General features: G+C 72.4%; 13 protein-coding genes. 8 read left to right on the top strand and 5 right to left on the bottom strand.

Annotation, left to right across the window (positions count from 1 at the left end):
* Positions 1 to 137: 137 nt before the first annotated feature.
* Entirely contained in the window at positions 138 to 1,061 is a 924-nt protein-coding gene (locus ACSQ11_RS10335; RefSeq protein WP_436005049.1) for a PfkB family carbohydrate kinase, read from the bottom strand.
* Positions 1,062 to 1,182: 121 nt separating this feature from the next.
* Between ACSQ11_RS10335 and ACSQ11_RS10330 the strand changes: the two genes are divergently transcribed.
* From ACSQ11_RS10330 to ACSQ11_RS10320, 3 genes are read left to right on the top strand one after another with little or no spacing between them, the layout of a single operon-like run.
* Positions 1,183 to 3,069, top strand: a complete 1,887-nt coding sequence (locus ACSQ11_RS10330; protein ID WP_436005048.1) for a vWA domain-containing protein — start codon at positions 1,183 to 1,185, stop codon at positions 3,067 to 3,069.
* A 16-nt stretch (positions 3,070 to 3,085) separates the two neighbouring features.
* The gene (locus ACSQ11_RS10325; RefSeq protein ID WP_436005047.1) at positions 3,086 to 3,967 is read left to right on the top strand and encodes an AAA family ATPase; all 882 of its coding nucleotides are present in this window, start codon (positions 3,086 to 3,088) and stop codon (positions 3,965 to 3,967) included.
* A 14-nt stretch (positions 3,968 to 3,981) separates the two neighbouring features.
* Positions 3,982 to 5,442 carry a VWA domain-containing protein gene (locus ACSQ11_RS10320; RefSeq protein WP_436005046.1) on the top strand — a complete coding sequence of 487 codons (1,461 nt, stop codon included), beginning with the start codon at positions 3,982 to 3,984 and terminating at the stop codon, positions 5,440 to 5,442.
* A gap of 15 nt (positions 5,443 to 5,457) precedes the next feature.
* Here the strand turns inward: ACSQ11_RS10320 and ACSQ11_RS10315 are convergent, their stop codons facing one another.
* Entirely contained in the window at positions 5,458 to 6,294 is an 837-nt protein-coding gene (locus tag ACSQ11_RS10315; RefSeq protein ID WP_436005045.1) for an aldo/keto reductase, read from the bottom strand.
* Positions 6,270 to 7,271, bottom strand: a complete 1,002-nt coding sequence (locus ACSQ11_RS10310) for a DMT family transporter (RefSeq protein ID WP_436005044.1) — start codon at positions 7,269 to 7,271, stop codon at positions 6,270 to 6,272. The genes ACSQ11_RS10315 and ACSQ11_RS10310 overlap by 25 nt, the downstream gene beginning before the upstream one ends.
* Before the next feature lie 40 nt (positions 7,272 to 7,311).
* Here ACSQ11_RS10310 and ACSQ11_RS10305 point away from each other — a divergent pair, with 40 nt between their 5' ends.
* From ACSQ11_RS10305 to ACSQ11_RS10295, 3 genes are all read left to right on the top strand, one after another.
* Positions 7,312 to 7,815, top strand: a complete 504-nt coding sequence (locus ACSQ11_RS10305) for a MarR family winged helix-turn-helix transcriptional regulator (protein WP_436005043.1) — start codon at positions 7,312 to 7,314, stop codon at positions 7,813 to 7,815.
* Positions 7,816 to 7,895: 80 nt separating this feature from the next.
* Positions 7,896 to 9,668, top strand: coding sequence for an acetyl/propionyl/methylcrotonyl-CoA carboxylase subunit alpha (locus ACSQ11_RS10300; RefSeq protein WP_436005042.1), 1,773 nt, complete (start codon positions 7,896 to 7,898; stop codon positions 9,666 to 9,668).
* Between the two features lie 147 nt (positions 9,669 to 9,815).
* The gene (locus ACSQ11_RS10295) at positions 9,816 to 10,520 is read left to right on the top strand and encodes a peptidylprolyl isomerase (RefSeq protein ID WP_436005041.1); all 705 of its coding nucleotides are present in this window, start codon (positions 9,816 to 9,818) and stop codon (positions 10,518 to 10,520) included.
* 75 nt (positions 10,521 to 10,595) lie between these two features.
* Here ACSQ11_RS10295 and ACSQ11_RS10290 read toward each other — a convergent pair whose 3' ends face one another.
* Both ACSQ11_RS10290 and ACSQ11_RS10285 read right to left on the bottom strand, forming a co-directional pair.
* Positions 10,596 to 11,372, bottom strand: coding sequence for an Rv0909 family putative TA system antitoxin (locus tag ACSQ11_RS10290; RefSeq protein WP_436005040.1), 777 nt, complete (start codon positions 11,370 to 11,372; stop codon positions 10,596 to 10,598).
* Between the two features lie 142 nt (positions 11,373 to 11,514).
* Positions 11,515 to 12,933, bottom strand: a complete 1,419-nt coding sequence (locus ACSQ11_RS10285; RefSeq protein ID WP_436005039.1) for an NAD(P)H-quinone dehydrogenase — start codon at positions 12,931 to 12,933, stop codon at positions 11,515 to 11,517.
* Between the two features lie 28 nt (positions 12,934 to 12,961).
* Between ACSQ11_RS10285 and ACSQ11_RS10280 the strand changes: the two genes are divergently transcribed.
* Together ACSQ11_RS10280 and ACSQ11_RS10275 are read left to right on the top strand one after the other, a co-directional pair.
* On the top strand, positions 12,962 to 13,810 hold the full coding sequence (locus ACSQ11_RS10280; protein WP_436005038.1) for a purine-nucleoside phosphorylase: 849 nt from the start codon (positions 12,962 to 12,964) through the stop codon (positions 13,808 to 13,810).
* Between the two features lie 10 nt (positions 13,811 to 13,820).
* Positions 13,821 to 15,530: a phospho-sugar mutase gene (locus ACSQ11_RS10275; protein WP_436005037.1), complete on the top strand. Its 1,710-nt coding sequence runs from the start codon at positions 13,821 to 13,823 to the stop codon at positions 15,528 to 15,530.
* Positions 15,531 to 15,536: the final 6 nt, after the last annotated feature.

Raw genomic sequence — 15,536 nt, 5'->3', positions numbered from 1 at the left:
CGGCACGGCGCAGGGGTGCCTGACGGCGTCGATCACCTATAGGTGTTCAGGCTGGACACTGATCGGTGATCGACCCTGCGCACGACGACGCGTCAGTCCGTCCGTGGATGCGCTGGAGGAAGCGCCCTGACGCCGCGTCAGGCGCGCTCGGCGAGGAAGTCGTCGATCTCGCCTGACGTCGGCGCCGTGGCCGGGCCGCGCCGGGTGACCTTGATCGCACCTCCGGCGTTGGCGCGCCGTGCGGCCTCGACCCAGCCGGTGCCGGCGGCCCGGCAGGCCACGAGCACGCCGGTGTGGGTGTCGCCGGCCCCGTTGGTGTCGACCGGCTTCTGCGGGTAGCCGTCGAGGTCGGTCGTCTCCCCGTCGGCGTGGACGGCGCACCCCTCGGGGCCGTCGCGGACGATCGCGACGGCTCCGTCTGGGAGGTGCTCGGTGCAGAGTGCGGCGGCGCGGACGATGTCGGACTCGCCGGTGAGTGCCTCGCTCTCCTCGGCGTTGCCGGTCCAGACGGTCGTCAGCGCGAGCATCCGTGAGCGGATGTCGTCGTCGAGCTCGGCGAAGATCGCACCCGGGTCGAGCACGACCTCGACGTCCTCGGGGAGCCCAGCGAGCCACTGCAGCAACGGATCTCGCGTCGTACCCGTGAGGCTGTAGCCACTCACGCAGACGAGGTCACCAGCCGCCGGCTGCGAGGTCTGCAGCGACTCGACGCTGATGACGCGCTCGGCGGCCTGGGTGGTGACGAACGTGCGCTCGGCGGTCGGCTCGAGCATGACGACGCAGATACCGGTGTCGAGGTCGGGGACGACCGGGCTGGAGACGACGACGCCCTCCGCCTCCAGCGCGGACCGCACGAGGTCACCGTGCGGTCCCGTCCCCGTGGCCCCGGCATGGACGCACTCGGCTCCCTGGCGCGCGGCGGCGAGGAGGATGTTGACCGCTCCCCCGGCGTACTCGTGGGGTGGCGGCGCCATGACGTTGCCACCGCGACGCGGCAGCGCCGGGACGTCGACGACGACGTCGACGAGCGCCTGCGCGGTGTGGATCACCCGGGGAGACATGGACCGCAGCGTATGCCGTGGAGTCTCGTTCCCGGGGAGTCCTCCCCGGGGCTCGGGTTGCCCGTTTGCGATTGCAAACGCTAGGGTCGTGGCGTTCGACATCGCAGGGGGAGGACGACACATGCGCACCATCACGACGCTGGTCCTGGCCGCGGTCACCGGGCTGTCCGGGCTGATCGCCACCGACGCTCGCGCCGCGGGCATTGCCGACGAGCCCGTGCCCGGCAGGCTGCTGCTCGTGCTCGACGCGTCCGGGTCGATGAAGGCCGAGGACCCGAGCGGGCTCACCAAGATCGAGGCCGCCAAGAAGGCCCTCACCGGAGTGGTCGGCGCGCTCCCGGCCACGGCCCAGGTGGGGCTGCGGGTCTACGGCGCCACGGTCGACGGCAAGGGCAGGCCCACCCCCGCGGCCTGCGCCGACACCCGGCTCGTCGCACCCATCGTCGCGGTGGACAAGCCGAGGCTGACGTCCACGATCGCCGCCGTCTCGGCCCTGGGTGAGACCCCCATCGCCCACTCGCTCGAGGAGTCGATGAAGGACCTCGGCACCGAGGGCAAGCGCAACATCGTCCTCGTCTCCGACGGCGAGGAGTCCTGCGTCCCCGACCCCTGCCCCGTCGTCAGGAAGCTCACCGCAGCCGGCATCAACCTCCAGATCGACACCGTCGGCTTCGGCGTCGACGCCAAGGCACGCGCCCAGCTCCAGTGCATCGCCGGCGCCGGCAACGGCACCTACTTCGACGCCAAGGACGCCGACCAGCTCGCCACCTCGCTGAGCAAGCTCAGCCAACGCGCCCTCAGACCGTTCACGGTGAGCGGCGTCCCGGTCGTCGGCACCGCGGCCGCCACAGGGGCCCCGGAGATCGCCGCGGGCCAGTACACCGACACCCTCACCACTGGCGAGGGCCGGCGCCACTACGCGCTGCGCCGGACGATCCCGGGCTCGACGCTGCGCGTCGCCATGACGATGCGGCCCGGCTACTCCGAGACGGGAAACAACGACGAGACCGTGCAGATGCGCGTCGAGAGCGCGGACGGCACCTGCGACAACGGACCGGCCAACCGGATCGGCACGAGCGACTTCCAGCACCTCGTCACGCGGACCCTGCGGGTCGCGGGCACCTCGTCCGTCGAGAACGTCCGGGCCGACGAGTGCGCCACCGCGCCCAGCCTCACCCTCAGCCTCGACCGCACCGCGGGCGCCCCGACGCCCCAGCCCGTCGAGATCCTCGTCATGGAGGAGCCGCCCGTCACGGACGCCGACGCCCTCCCGGAGGCCGACCGCTCGCAGGCCACCCGGCCCGCCCCTGCGGCGGGCCGCGCGAAGCCCGTCGTCGGCGGCGTGAGCTTCTCGTCCGCACCCAGGATCACCCCCGGGACCTGGACCGAGACCTTCGTGCCGGGCGAGACGATCTTCTACCGGGTCCCGGTCTCGTGGGGACAGCACATCGCCCTCTCCGTCCTCCCGACGCCGGGCTCGGTGACCGACGGCGTCCGCCGGCTCGTCCACTACAACCCCGTCATCTACGCCCCCGACCGCAGGGTCGTCGGGGAGGTGGGCCTGTCCAGCGGGACCTTCGGGGCCGACAAGCCGACGAGCCAGGTGAGCCGCGAGGTGCGCTACCGCAACCGCGACGTCGTCGGCATCTCGACCGACCTCGCCGGCGACCACTTCGTCAGCATCGCGGTCCCCCGCGACAAGGGAGGCAACGCCTCGGCCGTGCCGATGACGTTCACCGTCACCGTCGAGGGCACCGCCTCCGGCGAGCCGTCGTATGCCGCGACCGCACCGAGCGCGTCCACCTCGCCCGGCGCATCGCCGTCGGGGCAGCCGTCGACATCGCCGCAGCCGAGCATGGTCGCACGTGACTCCCAGGACGGCGACGAAGGCTCGAGCCTGCTGCTCTGGGTCGGGCTGGGAGCGGTGGCGCTCCTGGGAGCCGGTGGGACGGCATACCGGATCGTCCGGACGCGACAGGGAGCCCAGGGGAAGCCGTCGACGTCCTGAGTGTCAGGATGGCGAGGTGACTCCTCGCTTCGACTCGATCGACGACGCCCGCGACCGGCTGGGTGAGACCGGCTATCTCGCGTCCGACGCGATCGCGACGACAACGTTCCTCGCCGACCGGCTGGGCAAGCCGCTGCTCGTCGAGGGCCCGGCCGGTGTCGGCAAGACCGAGCTCGCCAAGGCGGTCGCGGCCGCCACGGGCGCCAGGCTGATCCGGCTCCAGTGCTACGAGGGCGTCGACGAGTCACGGGCTCTCTACGAGTGGAACCACGCCAAGCAGCTCCTGCGCATCACCGCCGAGCGCGACTCCGCCGACGGGTGGGATGCGTTGCGGGACAACATCTTCAGCGACGAGTTCCTCCTCCCCCGACCCCTGCTCGCGGCGATCCGCAGTGACGAGCCGGTCGTCCTGCTCGTCGACGAGCTCGACAAGGCCGACGTCGAGATCGAGGGCCTCCTCCTCGAGATCCTCGGCGACTTCCAGGTGACGGTGCCCGAGCTCGGGACGATCACCGCGACGCACCGGCCGTTCGTCGTCCTCACCTCGAACGCCACGCGCGAGCTGTCCGAGGCGCTGCGCCGCCGCTGCCTCTTCCTCCACATCGACTACCCGAGCGCCGACCTCGAGCAGCGCATCGTGACCCTGCGCGCCCCCGGTCTCGACGACGCGCTCGTCGCCTCGGTGGTGCGACTCGTCCAGCGCCTGCGCGAGCTGCGGCTGCGCAAGGCGCCGTCGGTCGCCGAGACGGTCGACTGGGCGCGCACGCTCATCGCCCTCGGCGCCACGCAGGACGGCGACCTCAGCGCCGAGCTCGTGCGCGACAACCTCGGCGTCCTCCTCAAGCACCAGGACGACATCGAGCGGGCCGCCGTCGCCCTCGACCTGCCGGCGAGCTGACCCGGGACCCGGCCGTGTCCACCGCACTCGACTCCCGGCTCGTCGGCTTCGCCCGCGCTTTGCGCGGTCACGGCGTCGTCGTCGGGACGAGCGAGGTGGTCGACGCCGGGGCGGCCGCCCACGTCCTCGGGCTCGACGACCGCGAGCGCCTGCGCGAGGGGCTCGCGGCCGCCTTCCTGCGCCGTGCCGGGCAGCGACAGGTCTTCGACGACCTCTACGACGTGTGGTTCCCCGCTGCCCTCGGCGACCGAGCCGGCATCTCGGCGGACGCGCCACCGGCCACCCTCCCGGAGCGGCGGGCCCGCGCGGCCGAGCTGCGCGACGAGCTGGCTCGTGCCCTGGCCGCCGGTGACGAGCGCGCCCTCGACGAGCTCGCCGCACGCGTCGTCGCCGAGCTCGGCGCACTGGCCAACGCCGCGACCACCGGGTCGTTCTCGGCGCAACGGGCGCTCGACACCCTCGCTCCCCAGACGGCCATCGCCGGCGCGCTCGCCCGGATGCAGGACGCCGCTGTCGACGCTCCCGGTGGTTCCGGTGACGGCAGCGGCGGGTCGGGTGGTGCCGGCGCGGGCGTGAGCGGGCCGGCGGGAGGCGCAGGCTTCGCCTCCCGCTTCACGCGGGACGAGCTGCGCACCGGTGTCGCGGCGTTCCGGCGCCGCGTCGAGACGGAGACGCGCCGACGCAACGCCGAGGCGCGCGGCGCCGACCGGATCAGCCGGTATGCCGTCCGCCCACCCGCCGAGCAGACGCCCTTCCTCCTCGCCGGGCCCGCCGAGCTCGACGAGCTCCGCGGCGCCATCCAGCCGCTCTCCCGCAAGCTGGCGACGCGGCTCGCGGCCCGGCGACGACGCGCCTCGCGCGGCTCCATCGACATCCGGCGCACGCTGCGACGCTCACTCAGCACGGGCGGCATACCGATCCGTCCTGCTCTCCAGCACGCGAGCCCGCACCGCCCGGACGTCGTCATCCTGTGCGACCTGTCGTCGTCGGTCGCGGGCTTCTCGCGGTTCACGATCCTGCTCGTCCAGGCGCTCGCGGCGCAGTTCCGGCGGGTGCGCATCCTCGGGTTCGTCAACCGGGTCGACGACCTCACCGACGACGTCATCGGCGCGGCTCCGGGCAGCGACCTCAGCCACGCCTTCGACGACCTGTCGCGGATGACCCGCTGGCACCGCAACAGCGACTACGGCGCCGTCTTCGCCGACGTCGTCGAGCACCACCTCGACGTCATCGGCCACCGCTCCGCCGTGCTCATCCTCGGCGACGGCCGTTCCAACCACACCGACCCGCAGTTCGACATGCTCCGCGAGATCGCCTCGCGTGCCCGCCACGTCTCCTGGCTCAACCCCGAGCCCGCGCGCATGTGGGGCAGCGGCGACTCGGTGGCGCTGCGCTACAGCGAGATCGTCGACATGCACGAGTGCCGCAACATCGCCCAGCTCAGGGAGTTCGTGTCCCGCCTCCTCCCCGTCTGACCGCACACAGGGCGGTCAGCCGTTGAACTCGTCCGGGTTCGGGCCGGTGCGGAAGCCGCGGTCGAGGGCGGCGATCTGCGCCATGTCGTCCTCGCTCAGCGCGAGCTCGGCGGCGGCGAAGTTCTCGGTGATGCGCGACGGCGTCACCGACTTCGGCAGGACGACGAACCCGCGGGCGATGTGCCACGCGATGACGACCTGTGCCGGGGTCGCGCCGAGCCGCTGCGCGATGCCTCCGATGACCGGGTCGTCGAGCACCTGCTGGCCCGAGGCGAGCGGGCTCCAGGCCTCGGTGACGATGCCGTGCTCGGCGTTGAACTCGGCCACCTCGCGCTGCTGAAGGTAGGGGTGGAGCTCGATCTGGTTGATCGCCGGCCACTCCCCCGTCTCGTCGAACAGCCGCTGCAGGTGGTCGACGTGGAAGTTGCAGACGCCGACGGCGCGCACCCGCCCGGCGTCACGCAGCGCCTGGAGCGCCTTCCACGCGTCGACGTAGCGGTCCTCCTGCGGGAACGGCCAGTGCAGGAGGAACAGGTCGAGCGTCTCGAGCCCGAGCCGGTCCATCGAGGCGTTGAACGAGTCGGTCGTCTCCTGCGCGCCGTACTCGCTCGGCCACACCTTGGTCGTCACGAAGATCTCGTCGCGCGGCACGTCGGTCGCCGCGAGCGCCCGGCCGACGCCGGACTCGTTGTTGTAGAGCTTGGCCGTGTCGATGTGCCGGTAGCCGGTCTCGAGGGCCGCCAGCACCGCGGCGTCGACCTCGTCGTCGGGGACCTGCCACACGCCGAAGCCGACCTGCGGGATCGTGATCTGCTGCGTACCGGACGTCAGGGTGATGTCGTTGATGGGCATGCGTCCACCGTATGCCGGGTGCCCACCTCTCGTGTCCGCCCGCCACCCCCAGCGTCTGCGGATCCGGTCGCTAGAGCCGCCGAAGGCGCAGACGCAAGGAGGCGGCGGGCCTGGGGCTGGGCGAGCACGACGCTGCCGAGGACGAGTGAGAGCCCGAGCAGGTGCACCGGTCCGAAGGGTTCGCCGAGGAGCACGACGCCCAGGACGGTGCCCGAGACGGGGTTGAGCAGTCCGATGACGGCGACGGCGCCGGCACTCATGGACGCCAGCCCCTTGAACCACGCGACGTAGGCGACGCCGGAGCCGATGATGCCGAGGTAGGCCAGCGCCAACCAGCCCGACAGCGGCAGGGCTGGCGGCGGCCCCTCGACGAGGAGCGCGAACGGCAGGAGCGCGAGCCCACCCGCGACGAGCTGCCAGGTGGTGACGACGAGCACGCGCTCGTCCACGCTCCACCGCTTGGTGAGGACGAAGCCGGCGCTCGCGGAGGTGACGGCGCCGACCGAGGCGAGGAGCCCGACGAGGTCGACGTGGCCCGCACCATCGCCCTGGAGCACGAGCAGGACCACGCCGAGCGCTCCGACGACGGACGCCACGACCGTCGCCGTCGTCGCCCGCTCCCGCAGGATCGACCATGCCAGCAGCATCGTCACCATCGGGGCGATGGCGGTCATCGTCGCTCCGAGGCCGCTCGGCAGCCGGGTGGCGGCGACGAAGAGCAGGGCGACGAACAGCCCCATCGTCAGCGTGCCGAGGACCGCGGAGCGCCACCACCAGGACCCGCGCGGGAGCCGGCGGTGCCAGAGCAGGAGGAGCAGGCCGACGGGCAGGATCCGCATGACCCCGGCGAAGAGCGGGCGGTCGGCGGGGAGGAAGAGGTGCGTCACGGCATACGTCGATCCCCAGACGACCGGGGCGATCGCGGTGACGGCGACGAGCGCGAGCCCGCCGAGCTTCTTCCCAGAAATAGTTTCCACGGAAGACACAATACCTTCCGAGGAAGGTATATTCCACCCCATGCCCGATCAGCACCCTCCGGACCGCGCCGCCCAGATCGTCGAGCAGTGGCGAACCGAGCGGCCCGACCTCGACCCGACGCCGTTCCTCGTCATCGGCCGACTGCACCGCGTCGCTGCAGCGCTGACGACCGAGCTCGTGCGGGTCTATGCCGAGCACGGCCTCGGCGAGGGCGAGTTCGACGTCCTCGCCACGCTGCGCCGGCAGGGTGGCGACTGCGCGCTCACGCCGTCGGACCTGTCCGAGCAGACCGTCGTCACGAGCGGTGCCGTCACCAAACGGGTGGATCGCCTCGTCACCCTCGGCCTCGTCGAACGCCGCCCGAGCGACAGCGACGGCCGGTCCCGTCTCGTCGCGCTCACGGCGAAGGGCCGCGACCTCATCGACACGGCGTTCACCGCCCACATGGCCAACGAGGCGCGCCTGCTCGAGGTCCTCTCACCCGCCGAACGTGCGGGTCTCGAGCGTGGCCTGCTCGCCCTCGCGCGCTCCCTCGACGTCTGACCCCGGGCGCCGGGCGGGTGTGACCGACCCCGCGAGACCTTCGAAAGCGACTGCTGCGCCGACCCACTACAGTCCCGGTCATGGCCATCAGCAAAGTCCTCATCGCCAACCGCGGCGAGATCGCCGTCCGTATCGCCCGCGCCTGCAAGGACTCCGGCATCGGCTCCGTCGCCGTCTACGCCGAGCCCGACCGTGACGCGCTGCACGTCAAGGTGGCCGACGAGGCCTACGCCCTCGGTGGCACGACCCCTGCCGACTCCTACCTCCTCCAGGACAAGCTGATCGAGGTCGCCAAGGAGGCCGGCGCCGACGCCGTCCACCCCGGCTACGGCTTCCTCGCCGAGAACGCCGAGTTCGCCCAGGCCGTCATCGACGCCGGGCTCACCTGGATCGGCCCGGGCCCCGAGGCCATCGACGCACTCGGCGACAAGGCCAAGGCCAAGCACATCGCCGTCAAGGCCGACGCCCCGCTCGCCCCCGGCACCAAGGACCCGGTCAAGGACGCCGACGAGGTCGTCGCGCTGGCCAAGGAGTTCGGTCTCCCGATTGCCATCAAGGCGGTCTACGGCGGTGGCGGTCGCGGCCTCAAGGTCGCCCACACGCTCGAGGAGATCCCCGACCTCTACGAGTCCGCCGTCCGCGAGGCCGTCACCGCCTTCGGTCGCGGCGAGTGCCTCGTCGAGAAGTTCCTCGACAAGCCCCGACACGTCGAGACCCAGTGCCTCGCCGACCAGCACGGCAACGTCGTGGTCGTCTCGACCCGCGACTGCTCGCTCCAGCGCCGCAACCAGAAGCTCGTCGAGGAGGCCCCCGCGCCGTTCCTCACCGACGAGCAGAACGCCGAGCTCGTCCGCGCCTCCAAGGCGATCCTGCGCGAGGCCGGCTACGTCGGTGCCGGCACCTGCGAGTACCTCGTCGCCAAGGACGGCACGATCAGCTTCCTCGAGGTCAACACCCGCCTCCAGGTCGAGCACCCGGTCACCGAGGAGGTCACCGGCATCGACCTCGTCCGCGAGCAGTTCCGCATCGCCGACGGCGAGGAGCTCGGCTTCGACGACCCGGCGCCGCGCGCGCACTCGTTCGAGTTCCGCATCAACGGCGAGGACGCCGGCCGCAACTTCATGCCCGCACCCGGCACGGTCTCGCGCATGGTCGTCCCCCAGGGACCCGGTGTCCGCTGGGACGCCGGCATCGTCGAGGGCGACACCGTGGCAGGCGCGTTCGACTCGATGATCGCCAAGCTCATCGTCACCGGCCGTACCCGCCACCAGGCCCTCGAGCGCTCGCGCCGCGCGCTCGCCGAGCTCGAGGTCGAGGGCATGCCGACGGTCCTGCCCTTCCACCAGGCCGTCGTGAGCGACCCGGCGTTCGCACCCGAGGGTGACGAGCCGTTCACCGTGCACACCCGCTGGATCGAGACCGAGTTCGACAACCAGATCGCCCCGTTCGCCGGCGATGCCGCGAGCGCCGACGAGGAGGCTGGCGAGCGCCAGCGCGTGACCGTCGAGGTCGGCGGACGCCGCCTCGAGGTCGTCCTGCCCGCGGGCCTCTCGCTCGGCGGCGGCGGTGGCGCCGCGGCCAAGAAGAAGGCGCCCAAGCGCTCCGGTGGCAGCAAGGCCGGCGCCGCCGCGTCCGGGGACTCCCTCGCCGCGCCGATGCAGGGCACCATCGTCAAGATCAACGTCGAGGACGGCGCCGAGGTGGCCGAGGGCGACCTCATCGTCGTGCTCGAGGCGATGAAGATGGAGCAGCCCATCACCGCCCACAAGGCCGGCACGGTGAGCGGCCTGTCCGCCGAGGTGGGCGCGACCGTGACCAACGGTCAGGTGCTCTGCGAGATCAAGGACGCCTGACCCGCACCACCCGCACACACCGCACCACCCGCACACACCGCACCACCCGCGCACCCCGCACCACCCGCGCACACCGCACGCACCACCGACGCGGCGCCGGCCCTCGCTCACCGAGCGGGACCGGCGCCGCGTCGCTACGTTCGAGGGATGAGAACGCATCCGAGCACCCTCTCGACGTACCTCCGACGCGCCCTGGCCACGACGGCCGCAGCGGGTGCCCTCCTCGCGCTCACCGCGGTCCCGGGCGGGACGGCATACGCGAGCTCGGAGCGCGGCAAGCAGCCGGCGACCTGCGAGTTCCGGCCCACGCCGGACCGGCCCGCCGCGCGCCCGGTGACGATCCCCAAGGCGAAGCAGAAGTCTCACGGCACCGTCGAGGTCCGCGTCTCGACGAACTACGGCCCGATGGTCTTCCGCCTCGACCGCGAGCTCGCACCGTGCGCGGTCGGCAGCCTGGCCCACCTCGCCAAGGCCGACTTCTACGACATGAGCCAGTGCTTCCGCCTCACGAACACCGCCCGGCTCGGCGTGCTCCAGTGCGGCGACATCTATCGGCAGGAGGAGGGCGGCCCCGGCTACGAGTTCGACGACGAGGTGAACCCGTCACTGACCTACCCGCGCGGCACGATCGCCATGGGCAACCAGGGGCCGGGGACCAACGGCAGCGAGTTCTTCGTCGTCCACAGCTTCGCCAACATCTCCCCCAACTACACCGTCATGGGGCACCTCGTCAGCGGCTACGAGGCGCTCGACGCCATCGTCGCGGCCGGCATCGCCGACCCCGACCAGGACGGCCCGCCCGCGTCACCGGTCTGGATCACGGACGTGCGCGTCGTCGGCCAGCGCGGCTGAACGCCCCTCTCGCACAACGCGAACGCCCCGTATGCCGTCCGGCGCACGGGGCGTTCGCGCGTCACCTCGCGCGGGTCATCGGGTGGGCGGAGCGCCCCCGCCACCGGAGACGTCGTCCTGACCGAGGTCGATCTGCTGGCCCCCGTCGGCCGGCTGGCTGCCGCCGGGAGCGGTGGTCGAGCCCGGGTCGCCCTGCTGGGTCGAGCCGCCCTCGGGCAGCCCGCCACCCTCGCCGGGGCTGGGCGACCCGGGGCTCGGAGCGCCGGGCGACCCGGACTGCGTGTCCGCGGGCGGGAACGAGGGCTCGGGCACCTGCTCGGCGCCCTCGCCCGGGATCGTCGACGGCGGGGCCGTCGTGTCCGTCGAGTCCGACGGAGCCGTCGGGTCCTGTTGCGGCTGGGGGTCACCGGTGCCCGGCGACGGGTTCGGGACGGGCACCTCGGAGGGCTGCTGCGGCTGCGACGGGGACGTCGGCTCGGTGGGCGTCGTGGGCGCCGGCTCGGCGGGCGTCGTCGGTGGCGCGGGCTCGGACGGCGGCGTCGGCGTGGTGGGCGTGGTCGGCGTCGTGGGGGTGGAGCCCGGGTCCGCCGGTGGAGCCCCGGGGTCGGCCGGCGGGGCCGTGCCCGGCTCGGACGGCAGCGTGCCTCCCTCGTTGCTCGGGATCCCCAGGCCCTTCTCGACGAGGTCGCCACCCTTGTCGATCATCCCGGAGAACTTGCCACCGGTCTTGGAGTCGAGGAAGTCCTCGACCTTGTCGATGGCGCTGCGGGCGCTGTCCGGGTTGTCCTTGGCGTACTCCTTGGCCTTGTTGATGGCCTCGTCGCCGCTGATCGGTCGCTTCTGGTCACTCATCGGGCATCACTCCCACTGCGTGGACGGTTCGGATGATTTCCAAACTAGCCACGGGTGGGGGCGCTGTGGGTCTTGGGCGCCGATGGCCGAGGGTCGGGCCGCATCACCGCGTCGACCTCCGCTCGCAGCCCGTCGAACCGGGTCAGCCGAGCGTCGAGTGGAGGCGGCGCGCCGCCTCGGCGATCGACCCGGACAGCGACGGGTAGACCGTGAAGGTGTTGGCCACCTGGTCGACGTTGAGGCGGTGGTGCACGGCGAGCGTCACGGGGAAGATCAGCTCGGAGGCGCGGGGGGCGACGACGACGCCACCGATGAGGGCGCCAGAACCCTTCTGCGCGAACAGCTTGACGAAGCCGTCGTGGATGCCCGACATCTTGGCTCGCGGGTTGCGCGAGAGCGGGAGCGTGACGACATCGCAGTCGACGGTGCCGTCGTCGACGGCCTTCTGCGAGATGCCGACCGTCGCGATCTCGGGGTCGGTGAAGATGTTGGCCGACACCACGCCGAGGTTGAGCGGGGCGACCGCGTCGCCGAGCGCGTGCGACATCGCGATCCGGCCCTGCATCGCGGCCACGGACGCGAGGGGCAGGACCCCGGTGCAGTCGCCCGCGGCATACACGCCCCTCACGGACGTGCGGGAGACGCGGTCGACGGCGATGTGCCCCGACTCGGTGAGCTCGACGCCAACCTCCTCCAGGCCCATGCCCGCGGTCTGGGGGATCGACCCGACGGCGAGGAGGGCGTGCGAGCCCTCGACCTCGCGACCGTCGACGAGGCGGACGACGACCCCGTCACCGCGACGCTCGACACCGGCCATGCGCGAGCGACCGAGGACCTCCATGCCGCGGCGCTTGAAGACGTCCTCGATGACCGTCGCGGCGTCGGGGTCCTCGCCGGGGAGCACCCGGTCGCGTGAGGACACCAGGACGACGTCGGAGCCGAGCCCGAGGTAGGCCTGCGCGAGCTCGGCACCCGTGACGCCGGAGCCGACGACGACGAGGCGCTCGGGCAGCTCGTCGAGCTCGTAGATCTGCTGCCAGGTGAGGATCCGCTCGCCGTCGGGCTGCGCGGTGTCCATGACCCGGGGCGTCGCACCCGTGGCGATGAGGACGACGTCGGCGTCGAGCACCTCGGTGCCCCCGTCGGCGAGGGTCGCCTCGACCTTGGACGGCGACACGAGTCGACCGGTGCCGGGGACGATGCGGACGCCGACCTCCTCGACGCGGTCGGTGATGTCGCGGCTCTGCGCCGCGGCGAGGTCCTTGACCCGCGCGTTCACCTCGGCGAGCTCGGCCTTGGCGTCGCTCACCTCGTCGCCCTCGCCGTCCTCGAGGTGGACGCCGAGGTCGGCCGCGGTCTCGAACTCGGACATGTAGTCGGCCGTGGAGATGAGCGTCTTGGACGGGACGCAGTCGGTGAGGACGGCCGCGCCACCGAGCCCGTCGCGGTCGACGATCGTCACCTCTCCCCCGAGGTGTGCTGCGACGAGAGCCGCCTCGTATCCACCCGGCCCACCGCCGAGGATGACCACTCGAGTCGTTCGCGCATTCACGCGGACCATCCAACCACGCTGCCGATACCCTGCTCGCGTGACCGACAACGCCGCCGCCCAGCCCCCGCTCGACCTCGCCGACCCGGCGACCGACCCCTTCGCCGTGGCGGAGGCCGCAGCGGCCGTGATCCGCGAGCGCACCAGCGTCGAGAGCCACGACGTGGCACTCGTCCTCGGGTCCGGCTGGGGCCAGACCGGCGACCTCGTCGGCGAGACGCTCACCGAGATCGGCAACACCGACGTGCCCGGCTTCGGCAAGGCCGCGGTCGCGGGCCACTCGGGCACGATGCGTTCGGTCGCGATCGGCGACACCGGCCGTCGCGCGCTGGTCTACGGCACCCGCACGCACTTCTACGAGGGCCGCGGCGTCCGCGCCGTCGTCCACGGCGTCCGCACCGCGGCGGCGCTCGGCTGCCGCACCATCGTCCTCACCAACGGCTGCGGTGGCCTGCACGAGGAGTGGCTCCCCGGGACCCCGGTTCTCATCCGCGACCACATCAACCTCACCGCTCACTCCCCCATCGAGGGCGCGAACTTCGTCGACCTCACCGACGTCTACACCCCGCGCCTGCGCGACCTCGCCCGAGAGGTGGACGCCGACCTCCAGGAGGGCGTCTACGTCCAGTTCCGCGGCCCCCACTACGAGACCCCGGCCGAGGTGCAGATGGCCAAGGTCCTCGGCGGCGACCTTGTCGGCATGTCGACCTCGCTCGAGGCGATCGCCGCGCGCCAGAGCGGCATGGACGTCCTCGGCATCTCGCTCGTGACCAACCCCGCGGCCGGCATCTCCAAGACCCCGCTCAACCACGAAGAGGTCCTCGAGGCCGGCAAGGCGGCCGCCGAGCGCTGTGGTCGCCTCCTCGCCGCCGTCGTGGCGAAGATCTGAGGGACACGCCATGACGTATGCCGGCCGCCACGAGTCCGCGGACACCTCACCTTCCGGCTCGACCGCCGAGCAGTCCGAGCTGCTCGAGGCAGCCCAGGCATGGCTGGCCGACGACCCCGACGAGCAGACCCGCGCCGAGCTCCAGTCGGTGCTCGACGCCGCCAACGGCGGGGATGACGCGGCGCTCACCGACCTCGGAGACCGGTTCGCCGGGATGCTCGAGTTCGGCACCGCCGGTCTGCGTGGGGCACTCGGGGCCGGCCCGAACCGGATGAACCGCGTCGTCGTGATCCGAGCGGCAGCCGGCCTCACGGCATACCTCAAGAAGAAGGACCACGACCCGTTCGTCGTCATCGGGTTCGACGCACGGACCAACTCCGACGTCTTCGCGCGCGACACCGCCGCGGTCGTCGTCGGCGCCGGTGGCCGGGCCGTCATCCTGCCGCGGCCGCTGCCCACACCTGTTCTCGCGTACGCGATCCGGCACCTCGGCGCCGACGCGGGCGTCATGGTGACGGCGAGCCACAACCCGCCGCAGGACAACGGCTACAAGGTCTACCTCGGGGACGGCTCGCAGATCGTGTCGCCGTCCGACACCGAGATCGCGGCCGAGATCGCGCGAGTCGACCGCGTCGCCGACGTGCCGCGCCCCGACGACGGGTGGGACACGCTCGACGACGAGGTGCTCGAGAGCTACCTGTCGCAGGTCGTCCACGTCGTCGCCACCGACTCGCCGCGCGACCTCGTCGTCGTCCACACCGCGCTGCACGGCGTCGGCTCGGAGACGGTGGCGCGGGCGTTCGAGGCGGCCGGCTACGCCGCGCCCCTGCCGGTGCCCAGCCAGGCGCAGCCGGACCCGATGTTCCCGACGGTCTCGTTCCCGAACCCCGAGGAGCCGGGCGCGATGGACGCCGCCCTCGACCTGGCGGAGCAGACCGGCCCCGACGTCGTCATCGCCAACGACCCCGACGCGGACCGCTGTGCCGTCGCCGTCCCCGGGCCGGGTGGCTGGCGGATGCTCCGTGGCGACGAGGTCGGGGTCCTGCTCGGGGCACACCTGCTCGACCGGGGCGTGTCCGAGGGTGCGGTGTTCGCCAACTCGATCGTGTCGTCGCGGATGCTCGCTACCGTGTGCCGCGCCCGTGGGGTCGCCCACGAGGAGACGCTCACCGGGTTCAAGTGGATCTCACGGGTGCCGGGCCTGCGCTACGGCTACGAGGAGGCGCTCGGCTACTGCGTCGACCCGGAGCAGGTGCGGGACAAGGACGGGGTGTCCGCAGCCCTCGTCGTCGCCGAGATCGCGGCGTCGCTCAAGGCGCAGGGCCGGTCCATCCCGGACCGCCTCGACGAGCTGGCCGTCGAGCACGGGGTGCACGCGACCGACTCGTTCTCGGTGCGTGTCGAGGACCTCTCGCTCATCGACAGGGTCATGGGCCGTCTGCGTGCCGAGCCGCTGACCGAGGTTGCGGGAGTGGAGGTCTCACGCCTCGACGACCTGGCCGCCGGTGACGGCGGCCTGCCGCCCACTGAGGGTCTGCGCTGGTTCCTCGCCGACGAGTCGCGGGTCATCGTCCGACCGTCCGGGACCGAGCCGAAGCTCAAGGTCTACCTCGAGGTGATCGAGGCCGTCGAGGGTGACGACCTCGCCGGTGCGCGGACGCGTGCCGCCGAGCGCCTCGCCGCGATCCGTGGCGACCTCGAGGCCGCGACGACCCCCTGAGTTCCA

The organism is Knoellia sp. LjRoot47 (assembly GCF_964253435.1).
Lineage (GTDB): Bacteria > Actinomycetota > Actinomycetes > Actinomycetales > Dermatophilaceae > Knoellia.
This window is presented reverse-complemented; position numbering and strand designations above follow the sequence as displayed.

Excerpts from the sequence above, each read along its gene's own strand:
- ACSQ11_RS10335 (WP_436005049.1), bottom strand. The coding sequence starts at position 1,061 with ATGTCTCCCCGGGTGATCCACACCGCGCAGGCGCTCGTCGACGTCGTC.
- ACSQ11_RS10330 (WP_436005048.1), top strand. The coding sequence starts at position 1,183 with ATGCGCACCATCACGACGCTGGTCCTGGCCGCGGTCACCGGGCTGTCC.
- ACSQ11_RS10315 (WP_436005045.1), bottom strand. The coding sequence starts at position 6,294 with ATGCCCATCAACGACATCACCCTGACGTCCGGTACGCAGCAGATCACG.
- ACSQ11_RS10305 (WP_436005043.1), top strand. The coding sequence starts at position 7,312 with ATGCCCGATCAGCACCCTCCGGACCGCGCCGCCCAGATCGTCGAGCAG.
- ACSQ11_RS10300 (WP_436005042.1), top strand. The coding sequence starts at position 7,896 with ATGGCCATCAGCAAAGTCCTCATCGCCAACCGCGGCGAGATCGCCGTC.
- ACSQ11_RS10295 (WP_436005041.1), top strand. The coding sequence starts at position 9,816 with ATGAGAACGCATCCGAGCACCCTCTCGACGTACCTCCGACGCGCCCTG.
- ACSQ11_RS10290 (WP_436005040.1), bottom strand. The coding sequence starts at position 11,372 with ATGAGTGACCAGAAGCGACCGATCAGCGGCGACGAGGCCATCAACAAG.
- ACSQ11_RS10285 (WP_436005039.1), bottom strand. The coding sequence starts at position 12,933 with ATGGTCCGCGTGAATGCGCGAACGACTCGAGTGGTCATCCTCGGCGGT.
- ACSQ11_RS10275 (WP_436005037.1), top strand. The coding sequence starts at position 13,821 with ATGACGTATGCCGGCCGCCACGAGTCCGCGGACACCTCACCTTCCGGC.